Here is a 24149-nt window from a genome sequence, read left to right as displayed (position 1 = left end):
AACCTCGACCATCCGAAGATGGACGGGGTATCAACTAATCTGGCGTTGATTTTTGGCACGCTGTTGAGTTCTCAAGGTGCGGACGCTTCCTTCGTACCGACCCTCTCGGGCTTTCCTCCGGGCGCTTCCTTCGTTTCCGACTCTATCAGATCTTTCCGATCCGATTTCCTCGGTGCTTTCCGGTCCCTTTCGCTTTCGCTCCGGGCCCTTCCGGCGTTTCCGACTCTATCAGATCCTTTCGGCGTCCGATTCCCCGTCAGAAGGGGTTGTCTTTCCGGCTGTTGGGCCGTTCCGACGAGTGAGACTTTAGCGGATTCCCGGCCCCCGACGCTAATCGGCGGCTCCCGTCCAAACTTCGAACGCGGATTCCTCATTTCGCAAAAACGCGCGGAGGACATGACGGCGCGACAAAGCGGCCGGATGCTTCCGAGGATCTTGCGGGATGGCTGTCCGGGGCCGACCGGAGTCGGTGCTCACGTCGGACAACCCGGAGAACACTACGGAGGGGGAAACCCCGTGTCAACCCCGGCCCGGGGAGTACTCTGCCCGTATGACCACGCATGCGCACGCCACCCAGTGGTGGGCCGCCTGACCGGCGGCCCGAGCTGACGCATGCATCAAGACGGCCGCCGCCTCGGCGGCCGTTCGCGTATCTCCCTCCGGGAGCCGGGGCCGTCGGGCCGGCGGCCGTGGACCGAGAGGGAGAAGGAACGCGATGAAGAGGATCTTCAGCGGGGTCAAGCCGACCGGGCATCTGACTCTGGGCAACTACCTCGGGGCCGTACGGCGGTGGGTCGAGGTCGACCAGCACCGGTCCGAGGCGCTGTTCAGCGTCGTGGACCTGCACGCGCTGACCGTGGAGCACGATCCGGGGCGGGTGACCCGGCTGAGCCGGCAGGCGGCGACGCTGCTCCTGGCGGCGGGGCTCGATCCACGGTTGTGCACGCTGTTCGTCCAGAGTCACGTGGACGAGCACGCCCGGCTCTCCTACCTCCTGGAGTGCACGGCCACCGACGGCGAGCTGCGGCGCATGATCCAGTACAAGGAGAAGAGCGTGCGCGCCCGGGAGTCCGGGGAAGGGGTGCGGCTGTCGCTGCTGACCTACCCGGTGCTCATGGCCGCGGACATCCTGGCGTACGGGACCGACGAGGTGCCGGTCGGTGAGGACCAGCGGCAGCACGTGGAGCTCACCCGGGACCTGGCGGTGCGGTTCAACCAGCGGTACGGGCGGACGTTCACGGTGCCGCGGGCGACGCAGCCGGAGGTGGCGGCCAGGGTCATGGACCTGCAGGACCCCACGACGAAGATGGGGAAGTCGCACGCCGAGGGGGCGGGGATCGTCCATCTCCTGGACGACGCCGAGACCGTACGGCGGAAGATCATGCGGGCGGTGACGGACAGCGGGCGGGAGGTCGTGTACGACCGGGAGAGCCGGCCGGGAGTCGCGAACCTGCTCGACGTGCTGGCCGCCGCCACGGACGGGGACCCGGAGGCGCTGGCCGGCGGGTACGCGTCGTACGGGGCCCTGAAGAAGGACACGGCGGACGCGGTGGTCGAGCTTCTGCGGCCCGTACGGGAACGGCACGCCGAACTCGCCGCGGACCCCGGCTACGTCCACGGGGTGCTCCGGGACGGGGCCGAACGGGCCCGCGGGATGGCCCGGCCGCTGGTGGACCGGGCCTATCGGGCGATCGGGTTGCTGCCCGCCGGGTGACGGAAGGCCGCGCGGTAGTCGCGCGGGCTGGTGGCGAGGTGCGAGGCGAAGTGCTGGCGCATCGTGACCTCGCTGCCGAAGCCCGCGCGGCGGGCCACCTCGGGGAGGGGGAGGTCGGTGCGTTCGAGGAGCTTCTGGGCGGCGGCGACGCGCCGGGTGATGAGCCAGCGCAGGGGCGTGGTCCCGGTGGTCGCCCGGAAGTGGCGGGCGAAGGAGCGGGGGGACATGCCGGCGAGCGCCGCGAGGCTCGCGACGGTGTGGGGCTGGTCGAGACGGGCCAGGACGTGGGCGCGGACGGCGGCGAGGGTGTCCTCGTCGCGGTCCGCGCGCGGAGTCGGGCGCTCGATGAACTGGGCCTGGGTGCCGGTGCGGAAGGGGGCCGTGACCATGGAGCGGGCGATGGTGGCGGCGGCCTCCGCGCCGTGGGCCGTACGGACGAGGTGGAGGCACAGGTCGATCCCGGCGGCGGTCCCGGCCGAGGTCCAGATGCCGGAGTCCTCCACGTGGAGCGCCTCGGGCTCGACCCGGATCCGCGGGTGGCGGGCGGCGAGCAGCGGGGCCAGGTGCCAGTGGGTGACCGCGCGGCGGCCGTCCAGGAGGCCGGCGCGGGCGAGGACGAAGGCGCCCGCGCAGAGGGAGGCGACCGGGATGCCACGGGCGTGGGCGCGGCGCAGGGCGTCGAGGACCGGGGCGGGGACGTCGGCGTCCGGGTCCTCGACACCCGGGACGAGGACGAGGTCGGTGGAGGTGAGGCCGTCCAGCCAGGTGAGGGGGCGGTCCGGGGTGAGGCTCAGACCGCCGCGCAGCGGGATGGGGGCTGCGGGGTCGGTGGCGACCCGGCGCAGTTCGAAGGGCGGGACGCCGCGCTTGGCGCGGTCGGTGCCCCAGACCTCGGTGACGACGGAGACGTCGAAGGCGCGGATGCCGGGGAAGGAGAGGAGGGCGATGCGCTGCGGGGCTCCCATGTCGGCAGTAAACCATCGATCGTCGGCTTTTTTCCCTCTGGGGCGGCCGGGTCGCCGGGGTCAGGATCGGGGCATGGAGATCAAGGAAAACGCGGCGCTGGTGGTCGTCGACGTGCAGAAGGGGTTCGAGCACGCCTCCTGGGGGCGGCGGGACAACCCGGACGCGGAGCGGAACATCGCGGCGCTGATCGACGCGTGGCAGGGGACGGGCCGGCCGGTGGTGTTCGTACGGCACGACTCGCGGCAGGAGGGCTCGCCGCTGGAGCCGGGGACGGAGGGGAACGCCTTCAAGGAGGTGGTGGAGGAGCGCCGGGGGAAGGGTCCCGGGCCGGAGCTGCTGGTCACCAAGAGCGTGAACTCGGCCTTCTACGGCGAGCCGGATCTGGACGCCTGGCTGTCGGGCCAGGGGGTCCGGCAGCTGGTGATCGCCGGGATCCAGACGAACATGTGCAACGAGACGACGGCCCGGATGGGCGGGAACCTGGGGTACGAGGTGCTGTTCGCGCTGGACGCGATGCACACCTTCGACTTGGAGGGCCCCTTCGGGTGGCGGCGGACGGCGGAGGAGCTGACCCGGGCGACGGCGGTCTCGCTGCACGGCGGAGGGTTCGCCCGGGTCGTGACCACCCAGGACGTGGTGGAGGCGGCCGGCGCCGCGTAGGGCGGCCGGCCCCTCGGTCAGCTGTTGCCGGAGGCCAGCTCGCGGCTGCGGTCGCGGGCGGCTTCGAGGGCGGCGATGAGGGCGGCCCGCACCCCGTGGTTCTCCAGCTCGCGGATGGCGCTGATGGTGGTGCCGGCCGGGGAGGTGACGGCCTCGCGGAGCTTCACCGGGTGTTCGCCGCTGTCGCGGAGCATCACGGCGGCGCCGATGGCGGCCTGGACGATGAGGTCGTGGGCCTGGGCGCGGGGCAGGCCGAGGAGGATGCCCGCGTCGGTCATGGCCTCGACGAGGAAGTAGAAGTAGGCCGGGCCGGAGCCGGAGAGGGCCGTCGCGGCGTCCTGCTGCGACTCGGGGACGCGCAGGGTCTTGCCGACGCCGCCGAAGATCTCCTCGGTGTGGGCGAGGTGCGCGGGGGTGGCGTGGCTGCCGCCCGAGATCACCGACATGCCCTCGTCCACGAGGACCGGGGTGTTGGGCATGACGCGGACCACGGGGGTGCCGGCGGTGAGGCGGTCCTCGATGAACGAGGTGGGGATGCCGGCGGCGGCGCTGATGACGAGGCGGTCGGCGGCGACGTGGGGGGCCAGCTCGTCCAGGAGGCGGCCCATGTCCTGGGGCTTGACGGCCAGGATGAGGGTGTCGGCGCGCTTGGCGGCCTCGGCGTTGGTGACGGTCTCGACGCCGTAGCGGGTGCGGAGCTCCTCGGCGCGCTCGGCGCGGCGGGCGGTGACCAGCAGGTCGGCGGGGCGCCAGCCGGCGCGGATCATGCCGCTGAGGAGCGCCTCGCCGATCTTGCCGGTGCCGAGGACTGCGACGGTCTGGGTCATGGGTCTTTCACCTCGCCGGAGGGGGCCTAACGCCGGTCCACGCGGGTGGAGGGGAACGCGCACCCGCGCGCCCATCCTTGCACCGGTGGCGGACGCGGCGCGTGGGGTGTCCGAGGGGCGGGCAGCCGGGGCGGCGGGGAGCCCCGCCGAAGCTCGGGGGCTACTTCCGCCTGGGCTTCTTGCGGGCGGCCGGGTTGCCGGTGCGGGTGCCGCGCCGCTTCTCGTGGCGGGCGCGGGCCGTCTCGTACTCGGCGCGCCGCAGCTTCTCGCCCGGCGCCTCGGTGAAGCAGCGGAAGAAGTAGGCGAGGAGGGAGCCGACGAAGCCGATCATCTTCAGGCTGCGCAGGGAGTCCTCACGGGCCGGGTCGGCGGGACGGCGGCCGAAGCCCTCCCAGGTCTTGCGGAAGGCGACGGCGCTGCAGACGGCGAACATGACGACGACCAGCGCGTTGACGAAGCCGCCCACGGCCGCGATCTCCAGGCCCTGGTAGGCGAAACGGAGCACGAGGCAGCCCGCGGCGGCGGCGAGCAGCGCGCCGGCGGCCAGGGCGGCCCGGCGCAGCGCGTAGTGGCCGCTGTGGTCGACCCAGGTCGTACCGAAGAAACGGATCTCCTCGGGCCGGGGCCCGGCGGGAGCGCTCGGGCCGCCCTCCCCGGGAGGGGTGGCGGGGCCGGTCGGGTCGGTACGGTCGTCGTCGCTCACGGGGACGATTATCCCCGTGAGCGGTGGCGGGGGCGGTCAGCCGCAGCGCGGGGCGACGTAGCCGTCGCTGCCGGTCCGCACGTAGGCGTCGGAGACGTACTCGCCGTCGGCGATGTTGTCCCAGACGTTCGTCGTGCCGTACGGGCCGGTGACCCACTCCCCCGGGCGCTGGCAGTAGATCGGCACCGACGCTCCGTACGGCAGGGTCCGCACGAGCCGGTACGTGGTCCCCGGGCCGCTGCGCACGTTCACCCGGTGGCCCGGCGCCACCGGGTAGCGGGTGACCGCGAGCGCGGCGGCGGTGGCGGGTTCCGCGTCCCCGGCGGGCGCGGCGGTGGACGGTGACGTCTCGTCAATGGACATGGTGAATTCCCCCGTTCGAACGACGCGCGCAGGCTACCAAGCCCTGGCGGGAATCGAAGGGGCGTCCACTAGGCTCCGAGCGTCGTGCGCGCGCACGAATTTCACGGGGGAAACACGAGGTGGGGCTATGCCACCGTTGCGCAGCACCGGCGCCGGCCGGGAGGCGGAGGAGCCGCGGTACGCGGGGGAGTACCGTCTGGAGGCGCCGCTCGGGTCCGGGGGCATGGGCGTCGTCCATCTGGCCCGCTCGGCGTCCGGGCTGAGGCTCGCGGTCAAGGTCGTGCACGAGACGTACGCCTCGGACCCGGAGTTCCGGGCCCGCTTCCGGCAGGAGGTCGCCGCCGCCCGCCGGGTCAGCGGGGCCTTCACCGCGCCCGTCGTCGACGCCGACCCGGACGCCGCGCGGCCCTGGATGGCCACCCTCTACGTGCCCGGCCCGACGCTGGCCGAGCAGGTCCGGCGGAACGGACCGCTGTCCCCGGCCGAGCTGCGGCGGCTGACCGCCGGGCTGGCGGAGGCGCTCCGCGACATCCACCGGGCGGGCGTGGTCCACCGCGACCTCAAACCGGGCAACGTGCTGCTCACCGACACGGGCCCCAAGGTTATCGACTTCGGCATCTCCCGCCCCGTCGACAGCGACCTGCGGACCGAGACGGGCAAGCTGATCGGCTCGCCGCCCTACATGGCGCCCGAGCAGTTCCAGCGCCCCCGGCAGGTGGGTCCGGCCGCCGACGTCTTCGCGCTCGGCTCGGTCCTGGTGCACGCCGCGACCGGCCGCGGGCCCTTCGACTCGGACAGCCCGTACATCGTGGCGTACCAGGTCGTGCACGACGAGCCGGACCTGACCGGCGTGCCCGCCGACCTCGCCCCGCTGGTCGCCCGCTGCCTGGCCAAGGACCCGGCGGAGCGGCCCACCCCGGACGAGGTGATGGCGGCGCTGCTGCCGCCCTCCTACGAGGCGACGGCCTTCATATCGGCGCAGCGGAGGACTCCGGGCGCGCCCGCCGCCGATGCCGTACGGGACACGGACACGCGCGCCCTGCGCGCGGTGCCCGCCGCCGGCCGGCCCGCGTCCCGTCGCCGGCGGCCGCGCGCCCTCACGGCCCTTCTCGCGCTCGCCGTCCTGGCCGCGGGCGGCACCCTCGCCGTGCGGTGGGCGCAGCAGCCCGACGCCCTGGAGACCTCACGCCAGGCGGCGGCGGCCGGACCGCTCGGCACCTGGCGGACCCCGCTGCTGCCGGGCGGTGACACGGCGCCGGCGTGTGCGGCCGGGCCCGGCGGCACCCTGCACTGTTCCGTGCGCGGCGTGGGGGCGGCGCGGATCGACCCGGCCACCGGGAAGGTCCTCTGGTCCCGCCCGTTGCCCGCCGAGGCGGTGGTCGAGGCCCCGGTCCCGGCCGGCGGGCGGGTCGGCACCCTCACCGGCGAGCGGTACGCGACCTTCGACGCGGCCACCGGCGCCCCGGGGTGGGGCGTGGACCTGGGCGGATTCACCGGGAGCGCCACCCCCGCCGGGGACGTGCTGCTCCTCGGCTCGCCCTCCGGCGCGGTGACCGCCCTCGACGGGGCCACCGGCGCGCGGCTCTGGCAGCGGCACCTGCGCGGGCACACGGACCCGCGCTTCGGCCCGTACGACCCGGCGACCGGGCTCGTCCACGTCCACGAGCAGTCGGCGGACGGCACGCGGACCCTGCTCAGCGCGGTCCGGGCACGGACCGGGGAGGTGGTGCACCGGCGCGCCCTCGACGGGCTGCTCCTGCCGGTGGCCACGGGGCCGGCCGGTGCGGTGATCCTGACGGCGCAGCGGCTCGACTCGCAGACAGAAGCAGTCGTCCGGTACGACCCCGCGAGCGGGGCGGCGCACCGGGTGCCGCTGCCGTTCCGGATGGGCGAGCCGCGCGTCGCCGTCCGGGGCACCACCGTCTACCTGCTGGAACGCACCGGCATGCTCGTCGCCGTCGACACGTCCGTGCCGGGCGGCCGCGAACTGTGGCAGCTGTCCACGGCGGCCGGGCCGGTGTCCGCCCCCGTCCTCGGCGAGGGCGACCGGCTGTACCTCTCGGCGGCGGACGGCCGGCTGCTCGCGGTGGACACGGCCCGCGGCGCCCTGACCGGTCAGACCGAGCCCCGCCTGCGCGACGGGCGGCTCGGCCACCGGGCCGCCGTCGCTCCGCCGGTGGTCCTCGGCGGGCGGGTCGTGGCCACCGCGCCGGACGGGTCGGTCTTCGCGGTGGACGGGGCGGAGCCGGGGCGCTGGTGAGGGGCACACCCGCCTGCCGAGGGGACGCGGGCCGGCCGGTGTGAGGCCCGGGGACGACGGCGGGGCGTGAGCCCGTCGCTCACGCCCCGCCGTCGTACGGAAGAAAGGTCTCCCGGGCCCGGTCAGCCCAGCTTGGACACGTCCCGGACCGCGCCCTTGTCCGCGCTCGTCGCCATCGCCGCGTACGCCCGCAGCGCCGCCGACACCTTGCGCTGCCGGTTCTTCGGCGCGTACACGCCGCCGAGCGCCTCGCGGCGGGCCGCCAGGGTCTCGTCGTCCACGAGCAGTTCGATCGAGCGGTTCGGGATGTCGATGCGGATGCGGTCGCCGTCCTCCACCAGGGCGATGGTGCCGCCCGAGGCCGCCTCCGGGGAGGCGTGGCCGATGGACAGGCCCGACGTGCCGCCGGAGAAGCGGCCGTCCGTCACGAGCGCGCAGGTCTTGCCGAGGCCGCGGCCCTTGAGGAAGGAGGTCGGGTAGAGCATCTCCTGCATGCCGGGGCCGCCCTTGGGGCCCTCGTACCGGATGACGACCACGTCGCCGTCCTTGACCTGCTTGTTGAGGATCTTCTCGACGGCCTCGTCCTGCGACTCGCAGACGACCGCCGGGCCCTCGAAGGTCCAGATCGACTCGTCCACGCCGGCCGTCTTCACGACGCAGCCGTCGGCGGCGAGGTTGCCGTGCAGGACGGCGAGGCCGCCGTCCTTGGAGTAGGCGTGGGTCACGTCGCGGATGCAGCCGTTCGCCGCGTCCACGTCCAGCGACTCCCAGCGCTCGGACTGGGAGAAGGCGGTCGCCGAGCGGACGCAGCCGGGGGCCGCGTGCCACAGCTCGACGGCCTCCTCGGACGGCGAGCCGCCGCGCACGTCCCAGGTCTCCAGCCACTGCTTGATGGAGGGCGCGTGGACGGCGTGCACGTCCTCGTTCAGGAGACCGCCGCGGTACAACTCGCCCAGGATCGCGGGGATGCCGCCGGCCCGGTGCACGTCCTCCATGTAGTACGTGCGGTCCTTGGCGACGTTGGGGGCGACCTTGGCCAGGCAGGGGACGCGGCGCGAGACCTCGTCCATGTCCGGCAGGCCGTAGTCCAGCTCGGCCTCCTGGGCGGCGGCGAGCAGGTGCAGGATCGTGTTGGTCGAGCCGCCCATGGCGATGTCGAGGGCCATGGCGTTCTCGAAGGCCGCGCGGGTCGCGATCGAGCGGGGCAGGACCGAGTCGTCGTCCTGCTCGTAGTAGCGGCGGGTGATGTCGACGACGGTGCGGGCGGCGTTCTCGTACAGCGCCTTGCGGGCGGTGTGGGTGGCCAGCAGCGAACCGTTGCCGGGGAGGGAGAGGCCGATCGCCTCGGTGAGGCAGTTCATCGAGTTGGCGGTGAACATGCCGGAACAGGACCCGCAGGTCGGACAGGCGTTCTCCTCGATGCGGAGCATGTCCTCGTCGGAGATCTTCGGGTTCACCGCGTCGGCCATCGCGTCGACCAGGTCGAGCGTGCGGACCGTGCCGTCGACCAGGGTGGCGCGGCCGGACTCCATCGGGCCGCCGGAGACGAAGACCGTCGGGATGTTGAGCCGCAGGGCGGCCATCAGCATGCCCGGGGTGATCTTGTCGCAGTTGGAGATGCAGATCAGGGCGTCGGCGCAGTGGGCCTCGACCATGTACTCCACGCTGTCCGCGATCAGGTCGCGGGAGGGCAGGGAGTAGAGCATGCCGCCGTGGCCCATGGCGATGCCGTCGTCCACGGCGATCGTGTTGAACTCGCGCGGGATGGCACCGGCGGCCGTGATGGCCTCGGAGACGATCCGGCCGACCGGCTGGAGGTGGGTGTGGCCGGGGACGAACTCCGTGAAGGAGTTGGCGACCGCGACGATCGGCTTACGGCCGATGTCCGCGCCCGGTACACCGGAGGCGCGCATAAGGGCGCGGGCGCCCGCCATGTTGCGGCCGTGGGTGACAGTGCGGGACCTCAGCTGGGGCATCGTCGCTCGCTCCTCGTGACGGGTGTGCTTGCTGTCGAGCGTACGCCGCCGCTCCAAGATCTGGACATGCTGTCCGCATCGCGGACGGGGTGTTCAGTCCTCGGTCCGGCTCCGGTCGGGGTTCGGCCGGCCCGTCAGGCGCGGGGCGCCCCGGAGGGCGGCGCCGTTGTGGACGGGCGGGCACCGCCGGACGGTCGTGCGGAGGCCGAGGGGCGCGTGAGGCCCGTGGGGTGGCCGGCGGCCGGGGAGGCGAGGTGGAGGCGGGTGAAGGCGAGGGCCTCCGCGAGATCGGCCTCGCGTTCGGCGGCGGACATCGCCCGCCGGGTGTTGACCTCGATGACGACGTGCCCGTCGAAGCCGGTGCGGGCGAGGCGCTCCAGGACTTCGGCGCAGGGCTGGGTGCCGCGGCCCGGCACCAGGTGCTCGTCCTTGGCCGAGCCGCGCCCGTCGGCGAGGTGGACGTGTCCCAGGCGGTTGCCCATGCGGTCGATCATCGCGAGGGCGTCCGTGCGGGCGGTCGCCGTGTGCGAGAGGTCGACGGTGAAGTGCCGGTAGTCGTCCTTGGTGACGTCCCACTCGGGGGCGTACGCGAGCATCTCGCGGTCCTTGTACCGCCACGGGTACATGTTCTCGACGGCGAACCGCACGTCGGTCTCGTCCGCCATCCGCCAGATGCCGCTCACGAAGTCCCGGGCGTACTGGCGCTGCCAGCGGAACGGGGGGTGCACGACGACCGTCGAGGCGCCGAGCTTCTCGGCCGCGGCCTGCGCGCGCCGGAGCTTGACCCACGGGTCGGTGGACCAGACGCGCTGCGTGATGAGCAGGCAGGGGGCGTGGACGGCGAGGATCGGGACCTGGTGGTAGTCGGACAGGCGGCGCAGGGCCTCGATGTCCTGGCTGACGGGGTCGGTCCACACCATGACCTCGACGCCGTCGTAGCCGAGGCGCGCCGCGATCTCGAAGGCCGTCGCCGTCGACTCCGGATAGACCGAGGCCGTCGACAGGGCGACCTTCGCATCCGGGACGCGCACCACTGGTTCTGCCACGGAGAACAGCGTACGGGGCGGTAGGGGGCGCCGGGGGGTGGTTCCGGTCACGTGGGGGGCGGGGTGGTTCCGGTCACACGGGTGGGGCCCGGGGGCGGGGACGGCCCCCGGGCCCCCGGGTCCGGCTCACACCGGCAGGTGGTCCAGGCGGCGCAGGATGACGCCCTCGCGCAGCGCCCAGGGGCAGATCTCCAGCCGCTCGACGTCCAGGAGGTCCATCGCGCCCTCGGCGACCAGGGCGCCGGCGAGGAGCTGGGCGGCGCGGCCCTCGGAGACGCCGGGGAGGGCTGCGCGCTCGGGGACGGTCATCGCGGCGAGGCGGGGGACCCACTCCTGCAGGGACGCGCGGGTGAGGACCCGCTGCACGTAGAGGCCCTCGCCGGAGCCCGGGGCGCCCGCGATCCTGGCGAGCTGCTTGAAGGTCTTGGAGGTGGCCACCACGTGGTCCGGCGGGCCGAAGCGGCTGACCACGCCCACCCTGCGGGCGATCTGGGCGCGCACGTGGCGGCGCAGCGCCTTCACGTCCTCCGCTCCGGCCGGGTCGCCCGGCAGCCATCCGGCGGTGAGGCGGCCCGCGCCCAGCGGGAGGGAGACGGCCGCGTCGGGGTCCTCGTCGATGCCGTACGCGACCTCCAGGGAACCGCCGCCGATGTCCAGGAGGAGCAGTTTCCCGGCGGACCAGCCGGCCCAGCGGCGGGCGGCCAGGAAGGTCAGACGGGCCTCCTCCTCGCCGGTGAGGACCTGCAGGTCGACGCCGGTCTCGTCCTTGACCCGGGCCAGGACGGCGTCGGCGTTGGTGGCCTCGCGCACGGCGGACGTGGCGAACGGCAGGATTTCCTCGCAGCCCTTGTCCTCGGCGGCCTGGAGCGCCTCCCGGACGGTGGCGGTGAGCCGCTCGACGCCGCCGGGGGTGATGGCGCCCCGCGCGTCCAGGAGCTCCGCGAGCCGCAGCTCCGCCTTCTGGGAGTGGGCGGGCAGCGGGCGGGCCCCGGGGTGGGCGTCCACCACCAGGAAGTGCACCGTGTTCGAACCGACGTCGAGGACTCCGAGTCTCATGGCGGAAACGCTACTGCGCGCGCCCGCATACGCTTGGCGGTGTGCCAAAGACGAAAAAGGCGAAGCCGGGCAAAGCCAGGAACAGCGGCAAGGGCGACGGCAGGAACGGCGGCGAGGGCGGGAACGTGGAGCCGGACGAGAAGGGCCTGGACTTCCCCCGGGCGTGGGTCGAGTTCCCCGACCCCGCCGACGAGGAGCAGGTCTTCCGCTGTGACCTGACCTGGCTGACCTCGCGCTGGACGTGCGTCTTCGGCAGCGGCTGCCAGGGCATCCAGGCGGGGCGCGCCGCCGACGGCTGCTGCACCCTGGGCGCGCACTTCTCCGACGAGGACGACGAGAAGCGGGTGGCCTCGCACGTGGCCCGGCTCACGCCGGAGCTGTGGGAGTTCCACGCCGTCGGTAAGGAGACGGGCTGGGTGCAGCTCGACGAGGACGGCGACCGCCAGACCCGCCGCTGGCAGGGCTCCTGCATCTTCCAGAACCGTCCCGGTTTCGCGGGCGGCGCGGGCTGCTCGCTGCACATCCTGGCGCTGAAGGAGGGCCGCGAGCCCCTGGAGACCAAGCCGGACGTGTGCTGGCAGCTGCCGGTGCGCCGGACGTACGACTGGATCGACCGGCCGGACGACACCCGGGTCCTCCAGGTGTCCATCGGCGAGTACGACCGCAGGGGCTGGGGGCCGGGCGGCCACGACCTGCACTGGTGGTGCACCTCGGCCACGTCGGCGCACGGGGCCGGGGAGCCCGTGTACGTCACGTACCGGCCGGAGCTCACCGAGATGATGGGCCCGGAGGCGTACAAGGTGCTGGCCGGGCTGTGCGAGGCCCGGCTCGCCTCGCAGCTGCCGCTGGTGGCCCCGCACCCGGCGGACCCGCGCCCCGCCCCGTAGGCCCGCGCCGGCCCCCCTGCTCCCGCCGGCCCGCGTCTCAGGTGTCTCAGGCTTCTCGGGCGTCCCGGGCTTCTCAGGGGGAGGACGGCGGGGGCGTCTCCTCGGTGGCCGGCGGGGTCGTGGCCGGTTCGGTGGTGGCGGGGGGCGGTTCCTCCGTCGTCGGGGGCGGGGTGGTCGGGTCCGTGGTGGCCGGCGGCGGGGTGGTGGCGGGCGGTTCGCTCGTCGCCGGCGGCGGGTCGGTCGGCGTCCCGGTGGCCGGGGGCTCGGTGGGCGGTGTCGTCGGGTCGGTGGTGGCGGGCGGTGGGGACGGCGGTTCCTCCGTCGCCGGGGGGCGGGCGGTTCCCGCGACGGGCGGCGGGGGCACGGCGCGCGGCACCTCGGCCTGTCCCCGCCCGTGGATCCGTACGACCGCTCCGGAGGGATCGACACCGATCCGGGCGCTCCACGGGCCCCGAGGTTCGCGGGCGCGGTCGACGCGGACGGTGATCGTGACGCTCTCGCCGGGCCGCAGCGTGCCGGTGGCGCGGTTGACATAGAGCCAGGGGGCGTCCGTCCACAGCGACCAGTCGACGGGGGTGGCGCCGGCGGCGGTGAGCGTGAGCAGGGTCAGGTCGCCGTGGCCGCGCGCGGAGACGGTGATCCAGCCGGGGACCGGGTCGCCGGGGCGGGCCGGGGCGACGGGGCCCGGCGGGCCGCCGGGGCTGACGACCTCCACCGCGACGCCGGGGGCGCCGCCGCCGCGGGTGAAGCCGTGTTCGGGGGAGGTGTGGGAGTTGCCCGCGTTCTCGTACCGGTCGTACGAACGGCCGTCCGCGCCCGTCGGCCCCCCGTCCTCGCGCGCGCTGATCCGGGCGTCCTCCCGGCCCCGCTCGTCCGCGGCCGGGGCCCCCCGGTACGAGCTCCACAGGGCGAGGACCGGGGCGGCGACGACGGCCGCGACGACGGTCGTGGTCACGGCCCTGGCCCGCAGCCGGTCGCGGCGGGCCGCGTGGTCCTTCGGGTCCAGGGGGAAGCCGGTCGGGGAGAAACGGGGGGCGCCCGCCCGCGCGCGGGGCACGTGCAGCATCGCCATGTACGCGGCGGCCCGGGGCGCCTCGACCAGCGGCAGCTGGACGGGGGCCGGGGTGGTGGCGCCGGGCCAGGGCCCTCGGGCGCCGACCCGCTCGGCGGTCTTCCGGCAGCGGGGGCAGTCGTCGACGTGCCGGACGAGTTCGGCGCGCAGGGCGGCCGAGAGCAGGACCCGGTGGTCGCCGGTGAGCCGGGCGACGGTGGGGCAGCCGCCGGTCTCCACGACGGCGAGGGCGGCCCGGGTGCGCTCCACCTCGCAGGCGGCGGCCGCGAGGAGTTCCCGGGCGGCCGGCGGGTCGAGCGAGAGCACGGCGGCGACCTGGCGGCGGCTGAGGCCGTGCCGGACGGCGAGTTCCAGCGCCTCGCGCTGCTCGGGGGTGGTGCCGGCGGCTTCCGGCCAGGCGAGCCGGGCCAGTTCGGCGCGGCGGCGCTCGGCGGTCTCCGGCGGGACGGGCGGCGGCTCGGGCGCGGTGACGGCGGGACGCCCGGTGTGCGCGCCCTGGCGCCTGCGCCGCTGCTCGCCGAGGCTGCGCAGGCACGCCCAGCGGGCGAGGGCGTACAGCCAGGCCGTGCGGCCCTCCTCGTCGGAGGGACAGCGGGCGTGGTGGCGCTCGGCGACGGCGAGGACGTCACCGAGGACGGCGGTGGCCGTGTCGTGGTCGCAGAGCACCGAGAGGCAGTACGTGAAGAGGCCGTCGAGGGCCGCCTCGTAACGGGCCGGGGGCCGCTGGCCGAGCGTCCGCGGTCCCTGGTCCGCGGCGGCGCGGTGCGCCCGGTGTGCGCCGGGAGTGCGTGAGGGGGGATCCAGCCTGCTGCTCGTCACTGGGCGACCGTAGGCGGGAGCGGGGGCACTCTTCGTACCAATGGAACGGTTCTCACCCCTACGGGTGAAGGTATCGCCCGAAGGGGGACAGGAACGTAGTGTTCCGCTTCTGAGTGCGCCCCCTGGGGCTCGCCGGGCGGTCCCGCGTCGCCGCCGCCTGTGGACGGCCGCGGCCCGTTGTCGGTGGCGGCGGCTACGGTGTGGACCATGGCTGCCCGTACGAAAACCGCCAAGGACAGGCCGTCCTACCGCTGCACCGAGTGCGGCTGGCAGACGGCCAAGTGGCTCGGCCGCTGCCCCGAATGCCAGGCATGGGGCACGGTCGAGGAGTACGGCGCGCCCGCCGTCCGCACGACCGCGGCCGGCCGGGTCTCCACCGCCGCGCTGCCCATCGGCCAGGTCGACGGCCGGCAGGCCACCGCCCGGTCCACCGGCGTCGACGAGCTCGACCGGGTCCTCGGCGGCGGACTGGTGCCCGGTGCCGTCGTGCTGCTCGCCGGCGAGCCCGGCGTCGGCAAGTCCACGCTCCTGCTCGACGTGGCCGCCAAGGCGGCGAGCGAGGCCCACCGCACCCTGTACGTGACGGGCGAGGAGTCCGCGAGCCAGGTCCGGCTGCGCGCCGACCGGATCGGCGCGATCGACGACCACCTGTACCTGGCGGCCGAGACCGATCTCTCCGCCGTGCTCGGGCACCTGGACGCCGTGCAGCCCTCCCTGCTGGTCCTGGACTCGGTGCAGACGGTCGCGTCCCCCGAGATCGACGGCGCCCCCGGCGGCATGGCCCAGGTCCGCGAGGTCGCCGGAGCGCTCATCCGGGCGTCGAAGGAGCGGGGCATGTCCACGCTGCTCGTCGGCCACGTCACCAAGGACGGCGCCATCGCCGGCCCCCGGCTCCTGGAGCACCTGGTCGACGTCGTGCTGAGCTTCGAGGGCGACCGGCACGCCCGCCTGCGCCTGGTCCGGGGCGTGAAGAACCGGTACGGGGCGACCGACGAGGTCGGCTGCTTCGAGCTGCACGACGAGGGGATCACCGGGCTCGCCGACCCCTCGGGCCTCTTCCTGACCCGGCGCGACGTGGCCGTGCCCGGCACCTGCCTGACGGTGACCCTGGAGGGCCGCCGGCCGCTGGTCGCCGAGGTGCAGGCGCTGACCGTCGACTCGCAGATCCCCTCCCCGCGCCGCACCACCTCCGGCCTGGAGACCTCCCGCGTCTCGATGATGCTGGCGGTCCTGGAGCAGCGGGGCCGGATCAGCGCGCTCGGCAAGCGGGACATCTACAGCGCCACGGTGGGCGGGGTGCGGCTCTCCGAGCCCGCCGCCGACCTGGCCATCGCGCTCGCCCTCGCTTCGGCGGCGAGCGACACGCCGCTGCCGAAGAACCTGGTCGCGATCGGTGAGGTGGGGCTCGCGGGCGAGGTGCGCCGGGTGACGGGCGTGCAGCGCCGGCTGGCCGAGGCGCACCGGCTGGGCTTCACCCACGCGCTGGTCCCGGGCGACCCGGGCCGGGTCCCGGCGGGCATGAAGGTGACGGAGGTCGCGGACATGGGCGAGGCCCTGCGGGTCCTGCCCCGCAGCCGCCGCGCGAAGGCCACGGAGGACGCCCCGGTGGGCTGACGGCACGGCGACGGGCCGGGCGGGCCGACCGCGCCGGCGGCGGGACCGGCGGGGTGACGGCACCGGCGGCGGGCCGGCGGCCGACCGCGCCGGCGGGAGGACGGGCTCTCGCGACCGGACGGCACCGATGCGGGGGCGGAGCCGGACGGGGTGCCTCGGGGGGCCCTCCGGCCCGGCGCGCCGAGGGGCGGAGGCCTCGGTGAACCCTGCTCCCGGGGCCGTCGTGGCCCGGCGCGGCGGGGGTCCGGGACCCGTTGGCGAACCCGGCGCGGGGCGGTGTCGCTAGACTTTGCCCTGGTCTCGCCCATCCGTACGAGCCGGAGGAGTGCAGTGGCAGCCAAGGACGGGGCAGCAGCTCCTGGAAAGTCCGGCGCGGGCTCCGGCAACGAAGCGCTGATGCGCGCGGCCCTGAGCGCGGTCGCGCCCGGCACCGCCCTGCGTGACGGCCTGGAGCGGATCCTCCGCGGAAGCACCGGCGGGCTCATCGTGCTCGGCCTCGACAAGACAGTCGACTCGATGTGTACGGGCGGCTTCGTCCTGGACGTCGAGTTCACCGCGACCCGCCTGCGCGAGCTGTGCAAGCTCGACGGCGCGCTCGTCCTGGACAAGGACATCACGAAGATCCACCGGGCAGGTGTGCAGCTCGTTCCGGACGCCTCCATCCCCACCGAGGAGACCGGCACCCGCCACCGCACCGCCGACCGGGTCTCCAAGCAGTGCAACTTCCCCGTGGTCTCCGTCTCCCAATCGATGCGGCTCATCGCGCTGTACGTGAACGGCGAGCGCCGCGTCCTGGAGGAGTCGGCGGCGATCCTCTCCCGCGCCAACCAGGCCCTCGCGACCCTGGAGCGGTACAAGCTGCGGCTCGACGAGGTGGCCGGGACGCTCTCCGCCCTGGAGATCGAGGACCTCGTGACCGTCCGGGACGTGACGGCCGTCGCCCAGCGCCTGGAGATGGTCCGCCGGATCGCCACCGAGATCGCGGAGTACGTGGTCGAACTCGGCACCGACGGCCGGCTGCTCTCCCTCCAGCTGGACGAGCTGATCGCGGGCGTCGAGCCGGAGCGGGAGCTGGTGATCCGCGACTACGTGCCGGAGCCCACCGCCAAGCGGTCCCGTACGGTCGCGGAGGCGCTGACCGAGCTGGACGCGCTCTCCCACGCCGAGCTCCTCGAACTGCCCACGGTGGCACGGGCCCTCGGCTACAGCGGCTCGCCCGAGACCCTGGACTCGGCCGTCTCGCCGCGCGGTTACCGGCTCCTCGCCAAGGTGCCGCGGCTGCCGGGCGCGATCATCGAGCGGCTCGTGGAGCACTTCGGCGGTCTGCAGAAGCTGCTCGCCGCCAGCGTGGACGACCTCCAGACCGTCGACGGCGTCGGCGAGGCCCGGGCGCGCAGCGTGCGCGAGGGCCTCTCCCGGCTGGCCGAGTCCTCCATCCTGGAGCGGTACGTCTGACCGACGCGGTGGCCGGTGCGGCCGCAGCGCCACCGGTGGGCGTCCGGCCGTCAGTCCTTGGCGAGCGTGAACGAGGCGGGCAGCACCTTCGCGCCCGGCATCGTCGCCTCCACCAGGTACGTCCCCGGTCCCGCCTGACCGGCCGGGGCGGTGGCGCAGCGCGGCGCGCTCCGGTCGCGGTTCCACTCCACGGTGTGGGTGACGGTGGAGTGCGCGGGCAGGCTCAGCAGGAGCGGGTCACCGGGACGCGGGCAGTCGTCGGAGGACCAGACCTCCTCGTCCCGCGCGTCACTGATCGTCAGAACCGCGCTGCGGGGCCCGAAGTCGGCCTTGCACGCCGTGTCCGAGGTGTTGGTGGCGACCAGCTGGAAACGGGGCTTCTCCCCCGTCTCGTACGAGACCTTGACGCTGCGCAGCGTCAACTTCAGTGCGCCGGGCGGGCAGTTCGGGAGCGGGGAATCGGCCGGAACCCGCTGTCCCGCGCCGGTGCCCGCGCCGCCGTCACCGCCGGCGCCGTCGGTGTCACCGTTCTTGCCGCCGTTCCCGGTGCCGCCCTCGGCCCCGGCCGTGCCCGCGCCCGTCCCCGTACCGGTGTCCGCCCCCGTACCGCCGTCACCGCCGGCGGAGGAGCCTCCGTCCGTACCGGAGCCGGATCCAGAACCGGACCCCGAACCCGAACCCGAGTCCTCCGACTCCTCGCGTCCGCCGGGCTGTTGACTGATCGCCGGGCCCGAACCGGACGGCCCCGGAGTGATCGACGGGGCGGGCGAAGCACCGTTGGCCGAGTCGTTCGCCTTCTTCCCGCCACCCTCACCGGAGGTGACGACCCATACGGCGAGCAGGGCGAGAAGGACGATCAGGCACAGCGCGACCGCCCTCCGTCGCCAGTAGATGGTGGAGGGAAGCGGCCCGACCGGATTGCGCAAAGATCCCACGACCCGAACCTTACGAGAGATCGCGCCCAACTCCCGCCCCACCCGCCGCCGGAAGCAACAAGTTTTGCCGATGATCACATCCGTCGGGAGCGGGAACTTCCGCCCGGAGCACCGGAAATCGACGCCCCCCACTTTCGTCAGGGGTCGTTCTGGCCGTTGGCCCGGGGCGGAGCACTCAGGATTCCGGTTAGCGTCATGCACCATGGACAACCTCCTCGACCTCTCCGACCGGCTGTATCTCGACGTCGCCGACTTCGCCCACTCCACCCCGCACTGGTTCCGGTGGCTGGCGGAGGTGTGGACGGAACTGGGGCTGCTCCTCTTCGGCGCCCTGTTCCTGGCCGGCTGGTGGCGCTCCCGTGACCGGTCCGGCGAGGCCATGGCCCTCGCCCTGCTCGCCCCGCTGGCCACCGCCTTCGGGTACGTCGTGAGCGAGGGGCTGAAGTCGCTGATCGACGAGGAGCGCCCGTGCCGGGCGGTCGTGGGCGCGCCCGCGCCGCTCGTCGACTGCCCGGTGTACGGCGACTGGTCCTTCCCCAGCAACCACTCGGCCATCGCGGGCGCCGCCGCGCTCGCCCTCGCCCTCTCCTGGCGCGGCATGGCCTGGCTGACCGTGCCGATGGCGCTGCTCATGGCCTTCTCGCGGGTCTTCGTCGGCGTCCACTACCCGCACGACGTGACCGCCGGCCTGCTGCTCGGGGCGCTCGTCGCGGTCCTCTTCATGAAGGCGGCCCGGCGCCCGACGCGCTCCCTGGTCGACACGGCACGGTCCAGCCGGAACGCGGCGGTGGTGTGGTGTGCCGGGCGCGGGCCCGTGGCCCCGGCGCACGCCGCCGCCTACTCCGCGCGCTCCGAGCGCCGCCCCCGCGCGCGCCACGGCGCGCACTGATCGCGCGCCGGTCGTGCCAGGATCGGGGGTGACATGACTTCCTTCGATGCCCCCACCGTCCCCACCGCCTCCGGCGCCCCCTCCGGCCCGGCCGGCTCCCCGTCCCCCGCCGCCCCGGTGGTGGACGGGACCGCCGGGCCCGAGGTCGTCCCCGCCGAGCTGCACGGTCCCGTCCTCGCCTGGTTCGACCGGCACGCCCGCGACCTGCCCTGGCGCCGCCCCGAGGCCGGCGCCTGGGGCGTGATGGTCAGCGAGTTCATGCTCCAGCAGACCCCGGTGGTCCGGGTCCTCCCGGTGTACGAGCAGTGGCTCGCCCGCTGGCCCCGCCCCGCCGACCTGGCGGCCGAGGCCCCCGGCGAGGCGGTCCGCGCCTGGGGCAGGCTCGGCTACCCGCGCCGTGCGCTGCGGCTGCACGCGGCGGCCGTGGCCATAACGGAACGGCACGGCGGCGACGTACCGAGCGATCACGCCCAGCTCCTCGCGCTGCCGGGCATCGGCGAGTACACGGCGGCGGCCGTGGCCTCCTTCGCGTACGGGCAGCGCCACCCGGTCCTCGACACCAATGTGCGCAGGGTCTTCGCTCGCGCGGCGACCGGCGTCCAGTACCCCCCGAACGCCACCACGGCCGCCGAGCGGCGGCTCGCCCGCGCGCTGCTGCCCGAGGACGAGCCCACCGCGGCCCGCTGGGCCGCGGCCTCCATGGAGCTGGGCGCCCTGGTGTGCACGGCGAAGAACGAGGACTGCGGGCGCTGCCCGATCGCCGCGCGGTGCGTGTGGCGGCTCGCGGGGAAGCCTGCGCACGACGGGCCGCCGCGCCGCGGCCAGACGTACGCGGGCACCGACCGCCAGGTGCGCGGACGGCTCCTCGCCGTCCTGCGGGAGAGCCGGGAGCCGGTCGCGCAGGCGGCCCTGGACCGGGTCTGGGACGAGCCGGTCCAGCGGGCCCGGGCACTGGACGGCCTGGTCGCGGACGGCCTGGTCGAGCCCCTGGACGACGGCCGGTACCGCCTGCCGCTCTCCTGAGGGACCCGGGCGGCCTCTGCGGCTTCCGGAAGGGCCCCCGCGTCCACGGCTCCCCGGGGGCCGGGGCGCCCCGGCTCTCCGGAGGGGCCCGGTCCACTCTGCCGCGCCCTCCCCCGGCTGTTACACAACCGATGGGTAGCCGTGCGTCCACCGACGGCTGCCCCGCACAGCCCCGTGACAACTCCTCCGTAGCGTCGTCGCCGACACGAGGGAACAAGCAGGTCACGGGGATCGGAGGCGGTTCGGATGAGGCACGGCGAGGTGCTCGACTTCGAGGAGTACGTACGCACGCGGCAGGACGCGCTGCTGCGCAGCGCCCGCCGTCTCGTCCCGGACCCGGTCGACGCCCAGGACCTGCTCCAGACGGCGCTGGCCCGCACGTACGGCCGCTGGGACGGCATCGCCGACAAGTCCCTCGCCGACGCCTACCTGCGCCGGGTGATGATCAACACCCGGACCGAGTGGTGGCGCGCGCGCAAGCTGGAGGAGGTCCCCACCGAGCAGCTGCCCGACGGCAGCGTGGACGACCCGACCGAGCAGCACGCCGACCGCGCCCTGCTGATGGACGTCCTGAAGGTCCTCGCGCCCAAGCAGCGGAGCGTCGTCGTGCTGCGCCACTGGGAGCAGATGAGCACGGAGGAGACGGCGGCGGCGCTCGGCATGTCGACCGGTACCGTGAAGTCGACGCTCCACCGGGCGCTCGCGCGGCTCCGCCAGGAGCTGGAGCGCCGTGACCTGGACGCCCGCGCGCCGGGCGGGACCGGGGAGCGGACGAGGACCGTACGGGGTGACGAAGGAGGGCGGGAGCGGTGCGCGGCCTAGACGGCGAAGCCGGCGGCAGAACCGGCGGCGGACGCGTCGGTGACGGGCCCGGCGACGGCGGACACGGCCGGGGCTGCGCTTCCGGCGGGGGCTCCGGATCCGGCGGCGGGGAAGCGGTGCGCGGGGCGGGCGGTGGTGACCGGTACGGGACCGGTGGCCGCCGCCGTCGGCGTACGGTGCGGGCGGCGGGCCTCACGGCGGTGGCCGGGCTCGTCGCCGCCGGCCTTTCCCTGGCCGCCTGCTCCACCGGCGGCACCGGCTCGCGCGACGAGGGCGCGGCCCGTTCCGACGAGGGCGCCACGGCCGCGTCGCCGCCCTCCCCCGCGGCGAGCGACGGTCCCGGACCGGCCGAGCGGGTGGACCCGATCACCCTGCTCAAGAGCGACCCGAAGATCGGCGAGCGGCTGAAGGCGGACCTGAAGCCGTGTGTCGCGGACGCCTACCCGGTGGACGCCTCCTACGGCAATCTGACCGGCTCCGCCGCCCCGGACGTCGTCGTCAACGTGATGACCTGCGGGGACGCCGTCGGCATCGGCACGTACGTGTACCGGAAGCAGAGCGACCGGTACGAGAACGTGTTCATGGCCGAGGACGCGGCGGTCTACGCGACGATCGACCGGGGTGACCTGATCGTCACGAAGCAGGTGTACGCGAAGGGCGATCCGGTCGCCTACCCGTCGGGCGAGGACGTGATCACGTACCGCTGGACGGGAAACAGGTTCACGCAGCACGACTGGGTGCACAACGACTACAGCCGGGCCCTGGGCGACGGCGTCGAGCCCGAGCCGGCCGAGCCCGGGACGGGCTGAGCCGGACCCCCGGACCCCGCCCGCCTTTCCCGTTCCCCCCGCAACGGGCCCCGCCAGGGCCGCCCCTCCCCCGTTCGAGAGACCTTCGAAGGACACGCACGATGGCCGAAACCCACGTCCTCTTCGTCGAGGACGACGACGTCATCCGCGAGGCCACCCAGCTGGCCCTGGAGCGGGACGGCTTCCGGGTCACGGCCATGCCGGACGGCCTCTCCGGCCTTGACGCCTTTCGGGCCCACCGCCCGGACATCGCCCTGCTCGACGTGATGCTGCCGGGCATGGACGGCGTGAGCCTCTGCCGCCGCATCCGTGACGAGTCGACCGTCCCGGTGATCATGCTCTCCGCCCGCGCCGACTCGATCGACGTCGTGCTCGGCCTGGAGGCGGGGGCCGACGACTACGTCACCAAGCCCTTCGACGGGTCCGTGCTGATGGCCCGCATCCGGGCCGTACTGCGCCGTTTCGGCCACGCGGGCGGCCCCGCGGGCGCCGAGCGCGAGGACGCTGCGGCGGACGGCGGCGGCCTGCTGGTCTTCGGGGACCTGGAGGTCGACACCGAGGGCATGGAGGTCCGCAGGGGCGGGGCGCCGGTGGCGCTCACGCCGACCGAGATGCGCCTGCTCCTGGAGTTCTCCTCGGCCCCCGGCACCGTCCTGTCCCGGGACAAGCTCCTGGAGCGGGTGTGGGACTACGGCTGGGGCGGCGACACCCGCGTCGTGGACGTCCACGTGCAGCGGCTGCGCGCCAAGATCGGCCAGGACCGTATCGAGACGGTCCGCGGCTTCGGCTACAAGCTCAGGGGCTGACGGGCCGGTGGGACGGTTCCGCCTCCGTACCGGCGTCCGCTGGAAGATCGCCTTCGCCATCTCGGCCGTCAGCGCGCTCATCGCGGTCACGTTGAGCGTGGTCGTGCACAACGCCGCCCGCATCTCGATGCTGGACAACGCGCGCGAGGTGCAGATGGAGCGGCTGCTCTTCGCCCAGCGGATGTACGAGACGTCCAAGCCGAAGGAGCCCCGCTTCGGCACCAAGATCAACGACCCGGCGCTGCCGCCGCAGCTCGACCAGCTGATGCGGGACCGGCGGCGCGGCACGTTCGTGCAGGAGCACCGGCACGGCGGACCGCCCGACGTGTGGGCCGCCGTGCCCCTGGCCAACGGTGACGTGCTCTCGCTGCACATCCCCTTCGCGGACCGCAGCGCTCGGATCATGGCGGATCTGGACCGGGCGCTCGTCATCGGGTCGGTGACGGTCGTCCTCGGCGGTTGCGCGGGCGGCATCCTCATCGGCGCCCAGCTCTCGCGGCGGCTGCGGAAGGCGGCCGCCGCCGCCGGGCGGGTCGCCCAGGGCAACACCGACGTGCGGGTGCGGGAGGCCGTGGGCGGGGTCGTGCGGGACGAGACCGACGACCTGGCCTGGGCGATCGACGCGCTCACCGACGCCCTGCACGAGCGGATCGAGGCCGAGCGGCGGGTGACGGCGGACATCGCGCACGAGCTGCGGACCCCGGTGACCGGGCTGCTCACAGCGGCCGAGCTGCTGCCGCCGGGCCGGCCGTCGGAGCTCGTACGGGACCGGGCGCAGGCCATGCGGACGCTGGTCGAGGACGTGCTGGAGGTGGCCCGGCTCGACGGGGCCTCGGAGCGGGCCGAGCTCCAGGAGATCGCCCTCGGGGAGTTCGTGGAGCGGCGGGTGCGGACACTGGATCCGGCGGTCGTCGTGCGGGTCGTCCACGAGTCGTGGGTGAACACCGATCCGCGTCGCCTGGAGCGGATCCTCGGCAATCTGCTGGCCAACGCGGCCCGGCACGGGAAGCCGCCGGTGGAGGTCACCGTCGAGGGCCGGGTGGTACGGGTCCGCGACCACGGGCCCGGGTTCCCCGAGGCGCTCCTGAAGGAGGGCCCGAGCCGCTTCCGTACGGGGGCGAGCGACCGCGCCGGACGCGGACACGGCCTGGGCCTGACCATCGCCGCCGGTCAGGCGCGGGTCCTCGGCGCCCGGCTGACCTTCCGGAACGTGGCGGCGGAGGGGGCGCCCGAGGGTGTGGGCGGGGCCATCGCGGTGCTGTGGCTGCCGGACCACGCCCCGACGAACACGGGGAGCTTCCCGGTGCTGCGGCTCCCGGACTGAGGCGCGGGCGGGGGACGTGGAGTGGTGGTGGTACGGCCGGGCGGCCGGTTCACGACCTGCGTCGGCGGGGGCCGGAGTGGCTGGTGGTGAAGGCGGGGCGGCCGGGCGGCCGGAGCGGGTCAG

Annotated in this window: 21 protein-coding genes; 12 read left to right on the top strand and 9 right to left on the bottom strand. The window is 74.6% G+C overall.

Translation table 11 applies throughout. From position 1 onward, the window contains the following. The first annotated feature begins 715 nt into the window (after positions 1–715). Positions 716–1714 carry a tryptophan--tRNA ligase gene (gene trpS / locus ABTY40_RS05185; RefSeq protein ID WP_352058219.1) on the top strand — a complete coding sequence of 333 codons (999 nt, stop codon included), beginning with the start codon at positions 716–718 and terminating at the stop codon, positions 1712–1714. On the opposite strand, the gene ABTY40_RS05180 is transcribed toward trpS, so the two are convergent. Beyond that, positions 1681–2679 carry a GlxA family transcriptional regulator gene (locus ABTY40_RS05180; RefSeq protein ID WP_352058218.1) on the bottom strand — a complete coding sequence of 333 codons (999 nt, stop codon included), beginning with the start codon at positions 2677–2679 and terminating at the stop codon, positions 1681–1683. The genes trpS and ABTY40_RS05180 overlap by 34 nt on opposite strands. 73 nt (positions 2680–2752) lie before the next feature. Here ABTY40_RS05180 and ABTY40_RS05175 point away from each other — a divergent pair, with 73 nt between their 5' ends. Then, positions 2753–3340: a cysteine hydrolase family protein gene (locus ABTY40_RS05175; RefSeq protein ID WP_352058217.1), complete on the top strand. Its 588-nt coding sequence runs from the start codon at positions 2753–2755 to the stop codon at positions 3338–3340. A 17-nt stretch (positions 3341–3357) separates the two neighbouring features. Here ABTY40_RS05175 and proC read toward each other — a convergent pair whose 3' ends face one another. The 3 genes from proC to ABTY40_RS05160 form a co-directional block, all read right to left on the bottom strand. Beyond that, the gene (gene proC, locus ABTY40_RS05170) at positions 3358–4167 is read right to left on the bottom strand and encodes a pyrroline-5-carboxylate reductase (RefSeq protein WP_309057441.1); all 810 of its coding nucleotides are present in this window, start codon (positions 4165–4167) and stop codon (positions 3358–3360) included. A gap of 160 nt (positions 4168–4327) precedes the next feature. Next, on the bottom strand, positions 4328–4870 hold the full coding sequence (locus tag ABTY40_RS05165) for a hypothetical protein (RefSeq protein ID WP_352058216.1): 543 nt from the start codon (positions 4868–4870) through the stop codon (positions 4328–4330). A 36-nt stretch (positions 4871–4906) separates the two neighbouring features. Continuing rightward, positions 4907–5233, bottom strand: a complete 327-nt coding sequence (locus ABTY40_RS05160) for an SH3 domain-containing protein (RefSeq protein ID WP_352058215.1) — start codon at positions 5231–5233, stop codon at positions 4907–4909. A 127-nt stretch (positions 5234–5360) separates the two neighbouring features. On the opposite strand from ABTY40_RS05160, the gene ABTY40_RS05155 reads away from it, so the two are divergent. Further along, a complete protein-coding gene (locus tag ABTY40_RS05155; RefSeq protein ID WP_352058214.1) occupies positions 5361–7493 on the top strand; it encodes a serine/threonine-protein kinase in 2133 nt (710 codons plus the stop codon). Between the two features lie 122 nt (positions 7494–7615). Here ABTY40_RS05155 and ilvD read toward each other — a convergent pair whose 3' ends face one another. From ilvD to ABTY40_RS05140, 3 genes are all read right to left on the bottom strand, one after another. Continuing rightward, a complete protein-coding gene (ilvD, locus tag ABTY40_RS05150; protein WP_352058213.1) occupies positions 7616–9469 on the bottom strand; it encodes a dihydroxy-acid dehydratase in 1854 nt (617 codons plus the stop codon). Positions 9470–9603: 134 nt separating this feature from the next. Next, positions 9604–10515 (bottom strand): sugar phosphate isomerase/epimerase family protein, encoded by a 912-nt coding sequence (locus ABTY40_RS05145; RefSeq protein WP_352058212.1) that lies wholly within the window; start codon positions 10513–10515, stop codon positions 9604–9606. A gap of 126 nt (positions 10516–10641) precedes the next feature. After that, complete coding sequence (locus tag ABTY40_RS05140; RefSeq protein WP_352058211.1) at positions 10642–11571, bottom strand: Ppx/GppA family phosphatase; 930 nt, start codon at positions 11569–11571, stop codon at positions 10642–10644. A 41-nt stretch (positions 11572–11612) separates the two neighbouring features. Between ABTY40_RS05140 and ABTY40_RS05135 the strand changes: the two genes are divergently transcribed. Then, a complete protein-coding gene (locus tag ABTY40_RS05135) occupies positions 11613–12458 on the top strand; it encodes a DUF3109 family protein (RefSeq protein WP_352058210.1) in 846 nt (281 codons plus the stop codon). A 73-nt stretch (positions 12459–12531) separates the two neighbouring features. On the opposite strand, the gene ABTY40_RS05130 is transcribed toward ABTY40_RS05135, so the two are convergent. Continuing rightward, entirely contained in the window at positions 12532–14349 is a 1818-nt protein-coding gene (locus tag ABTY40_RS05130) for a BACON domain-containing protein (protein WP_352058209.1), read from the bottom strand. A 207-nt stretch (positions 14350–14556) separates the two neighbouring features. Between ABTY40_RS05130 and radA the strand changes: the two genes are divergently transcribed. Continuing rightward, complete coding sequence (gene radA, locus ABTY40_RS05125) at positions 14557–15963, top strand: DNA repair protein RadA (RefSeq protein WP_352058208.1); 1407 nt, start codon at positions 14557–14559, stop codon at positions 15961–15963. A 330-nt stretch (positions 15964–16293) separates the two neighbouring features. After that, entirely contained in the window at positions 16294–17418 is a 1125-nt protein-coding gene (gene disA, locus ABTY40_RS05120) for a DNA integrity scanning diadenylate cyclase DisA (RefSeq protein WP_345288448.1), read from the top strand. A 50-nt stretch (positions 17419–17468) separates the two neighbouring features. Here the strand turns inward: disA and ABTY40_RS05115 are convergent, their stop codons facing one another. Next, the gene (locus ABTY40_RS05115) at positions 17469–18353 is read right to left on the bottom strand and encodes a hypothetical protein (RefSeq protein WP_352058207.1); all 885 of its coding nucleotides are present in this window, start codon (positions 18351–18353) and stop codon (positions 17469–17471) included. Between the two features lie 202 nt (positions 18354–18555). Here ABTY40_RS05115 and ABTY40_RS05110 point away from each other — a divergent pair, with 202 nt between their 5' ends. The 6 genes from ABTY40_RS05110 to cseC all read left to right on the top strand — a co-directional run bounded on the left by ABTY40_RS05110 (position 18556) and on the right by cseC (position 24026). Continuing rightward, positions 18556–19242, top strand: a complete 687-nt coding sequence (locus tag ABTY40_RS05110) for a phosphatase PAP2 family protein (RefSeq protein WP_352058206.1) — start codon at positions 18556–18558, stop codon at positions 19240–19242. A 33-nt stretch (positions 19243–19275) separates the two neighbouring features. Then, entirely contained in the window at positions 19276–20265 is a 990-nt protein-coding gene (locus ABTY40_RS05105; protein WP_352058205.1) for an iron-sulfur binding domain-containing protein, read from the top strand. Positions 20266–20511: 246 nt separating this feature from the next. After that, positions 20512–21087: a SigE family RNA polymerase sigma factor gene (locus ABTY40_RS05100; RefSeq protein WP_352058204.1), complete on the top strand. Its 576-nt coding sequence runs from the start codon at positions 20512–20514 to the stop codon at positions 21085–21087. Positions 21088–21203: 116 nt separating this feature from the next. Next, the gene (locus ABTY40_RS05095) at positions 21204–21896 is read left to right on the top strand and encodes a hypothetical protein (protein ID WP_502990495.1); all 693 of its coding nucleotides are present in this window, start codon (positions 21204–21206) and stop codon (positions 21894–21896) included. Between the two features lie 101 nt (positions 21897–21997). Further along, entirely contained in the window at positions 21998–22702 is a 705-nt protein-coding gene (gene cseB / locus ABTY40_RS05090; protein ID WP_345288437.1) for a two-component system response regulator CseB, read from the top strand. Positions 22703–22709: 7 nt separating this feature from the next. Further along, a complete protein-coding gene (cseC, locus tag ABTY40_RS05085) occupies positions 22710–24026 on the top strand; it encodes a two-component system sensor histidine kinase CseC (RefSeq protein WP_352058203.1) in 1317 nt (438 codons plus the stop codon). The last annotated feature ends 123 nt before the right edge of the window (positions 24027–24149 follow it).

The organism is Streptomyces sp. NPDC126503 (genome assembly GCF_040302405.1).
In the GTDB taxonomy this organism is placed as follows: domain Bacteria; phylum Actinomycetota; class Actinomycetes; order Streptomycetales; family Streptomycetaceae; genus Streptomyces; species Streptomyces gulbargensis.
This window is presented reverse-complemented; position numbering and strand designations above follow the sequence as displayed.

What these genes read in the sequence shown, in the direction of transcription:
- radA (WP_352058208.1), top strand. Translation starts at nt 14,557, where the DNA reads ATGGCTGCCCGTACGAAAACCGCCAAGGACAGGCCGTCCTACCGCTGC.
- cseB (WP_345288437.1), top strand. Translation starts at nt 21,998, where the DNA reads ATGGCCGAAACCCACGTCCTCTTCGTCGAGGACGACGACGTCATCCGC.
- ABTY40_RS05105 (WP_352058205.1), top strand. Translation starts at nt 19,276, where the DNA reads ATGACTTCCTTCGATGCCCCCACCGTCCCCACCGCCTCCGGCGCCCCC.
- ABTY40_RS05180 (WP_352058218.1), bottom strand. Translation starts at nt 2,679, where the DNA reads ATGGGAGCCCCGCAGCGCATCGCCCTCCTCTCCTTCCCCGGCATCCGC.
- ABTY40_RS05160 (WP_352058215.1), bottom strand. Translation starts at nt 5,233, where the DNA reads ATGTCCATTGACGAGACGTCACCGTCCACCGCCGCGCCCGCCGGGGAC.
- ABTY40_RS05100 (WP_352058204.1), top strand. Translation starts at nt 20,512, where the DNA reads ATGAGGCACGGCGAGGTGCTCGACTTCGAGGAGTACGTACGCACGCGG.
- ilvD (WP_352058213.1), bottom strand. Translation starts at nt 9,469, where the DNA reads ATGCCCCAGCTGAGGTCCCGCACTGTCACCCACGGCCGCAACATGGCG.
- ABTY40_RS05175 (WP_352058217.1), top strand. Translation starts at nt 2,753, where the DNA reads ATGGAGATCAAGGAAAACGCGGCGCTGGTGGTCGTCGACGTGCAGAAG.
- ABTY40_RS05140 (WP_352058211.1), bottom strand. Translation starts at nt 11,571, where the DNA reads ATGAGACTCGGAGTCCTCGACGTCGGTTCGAACACGGTGCACTTCCTG.
- ABTY40_RS05110 (WP_352058206.1), top strand. Translation starts at nt 18,556, where the DNA reads ATGGACAACCTCCTCGACCTCTCCGACCGGCTGTATCTCGACGTCGCC.
- ABTY40_RS05155 (WP_352058214.1), top strand. Translation starts at nt 5,361, where the DNA reads ATGCCACCGTTGCGCAGCACCGGCGCCGGCCGGGAGGCGGAGGAGCCG.
- trpS (WP_352058219.1), top strand. Translation starts at nt 716, where the DNA reads ATGAAGAGGATCTTCAGCGGGGTCAAGCCGACCGGGCATCTGACTCTG.
- proC (WP_309057441.1), bottom strand. Translation starts at nt 4,167, where the DNA reads ATGACCCAGACCGTCGCAGTCCTCGGCACCGGCAAGATCGGCGAGGCG.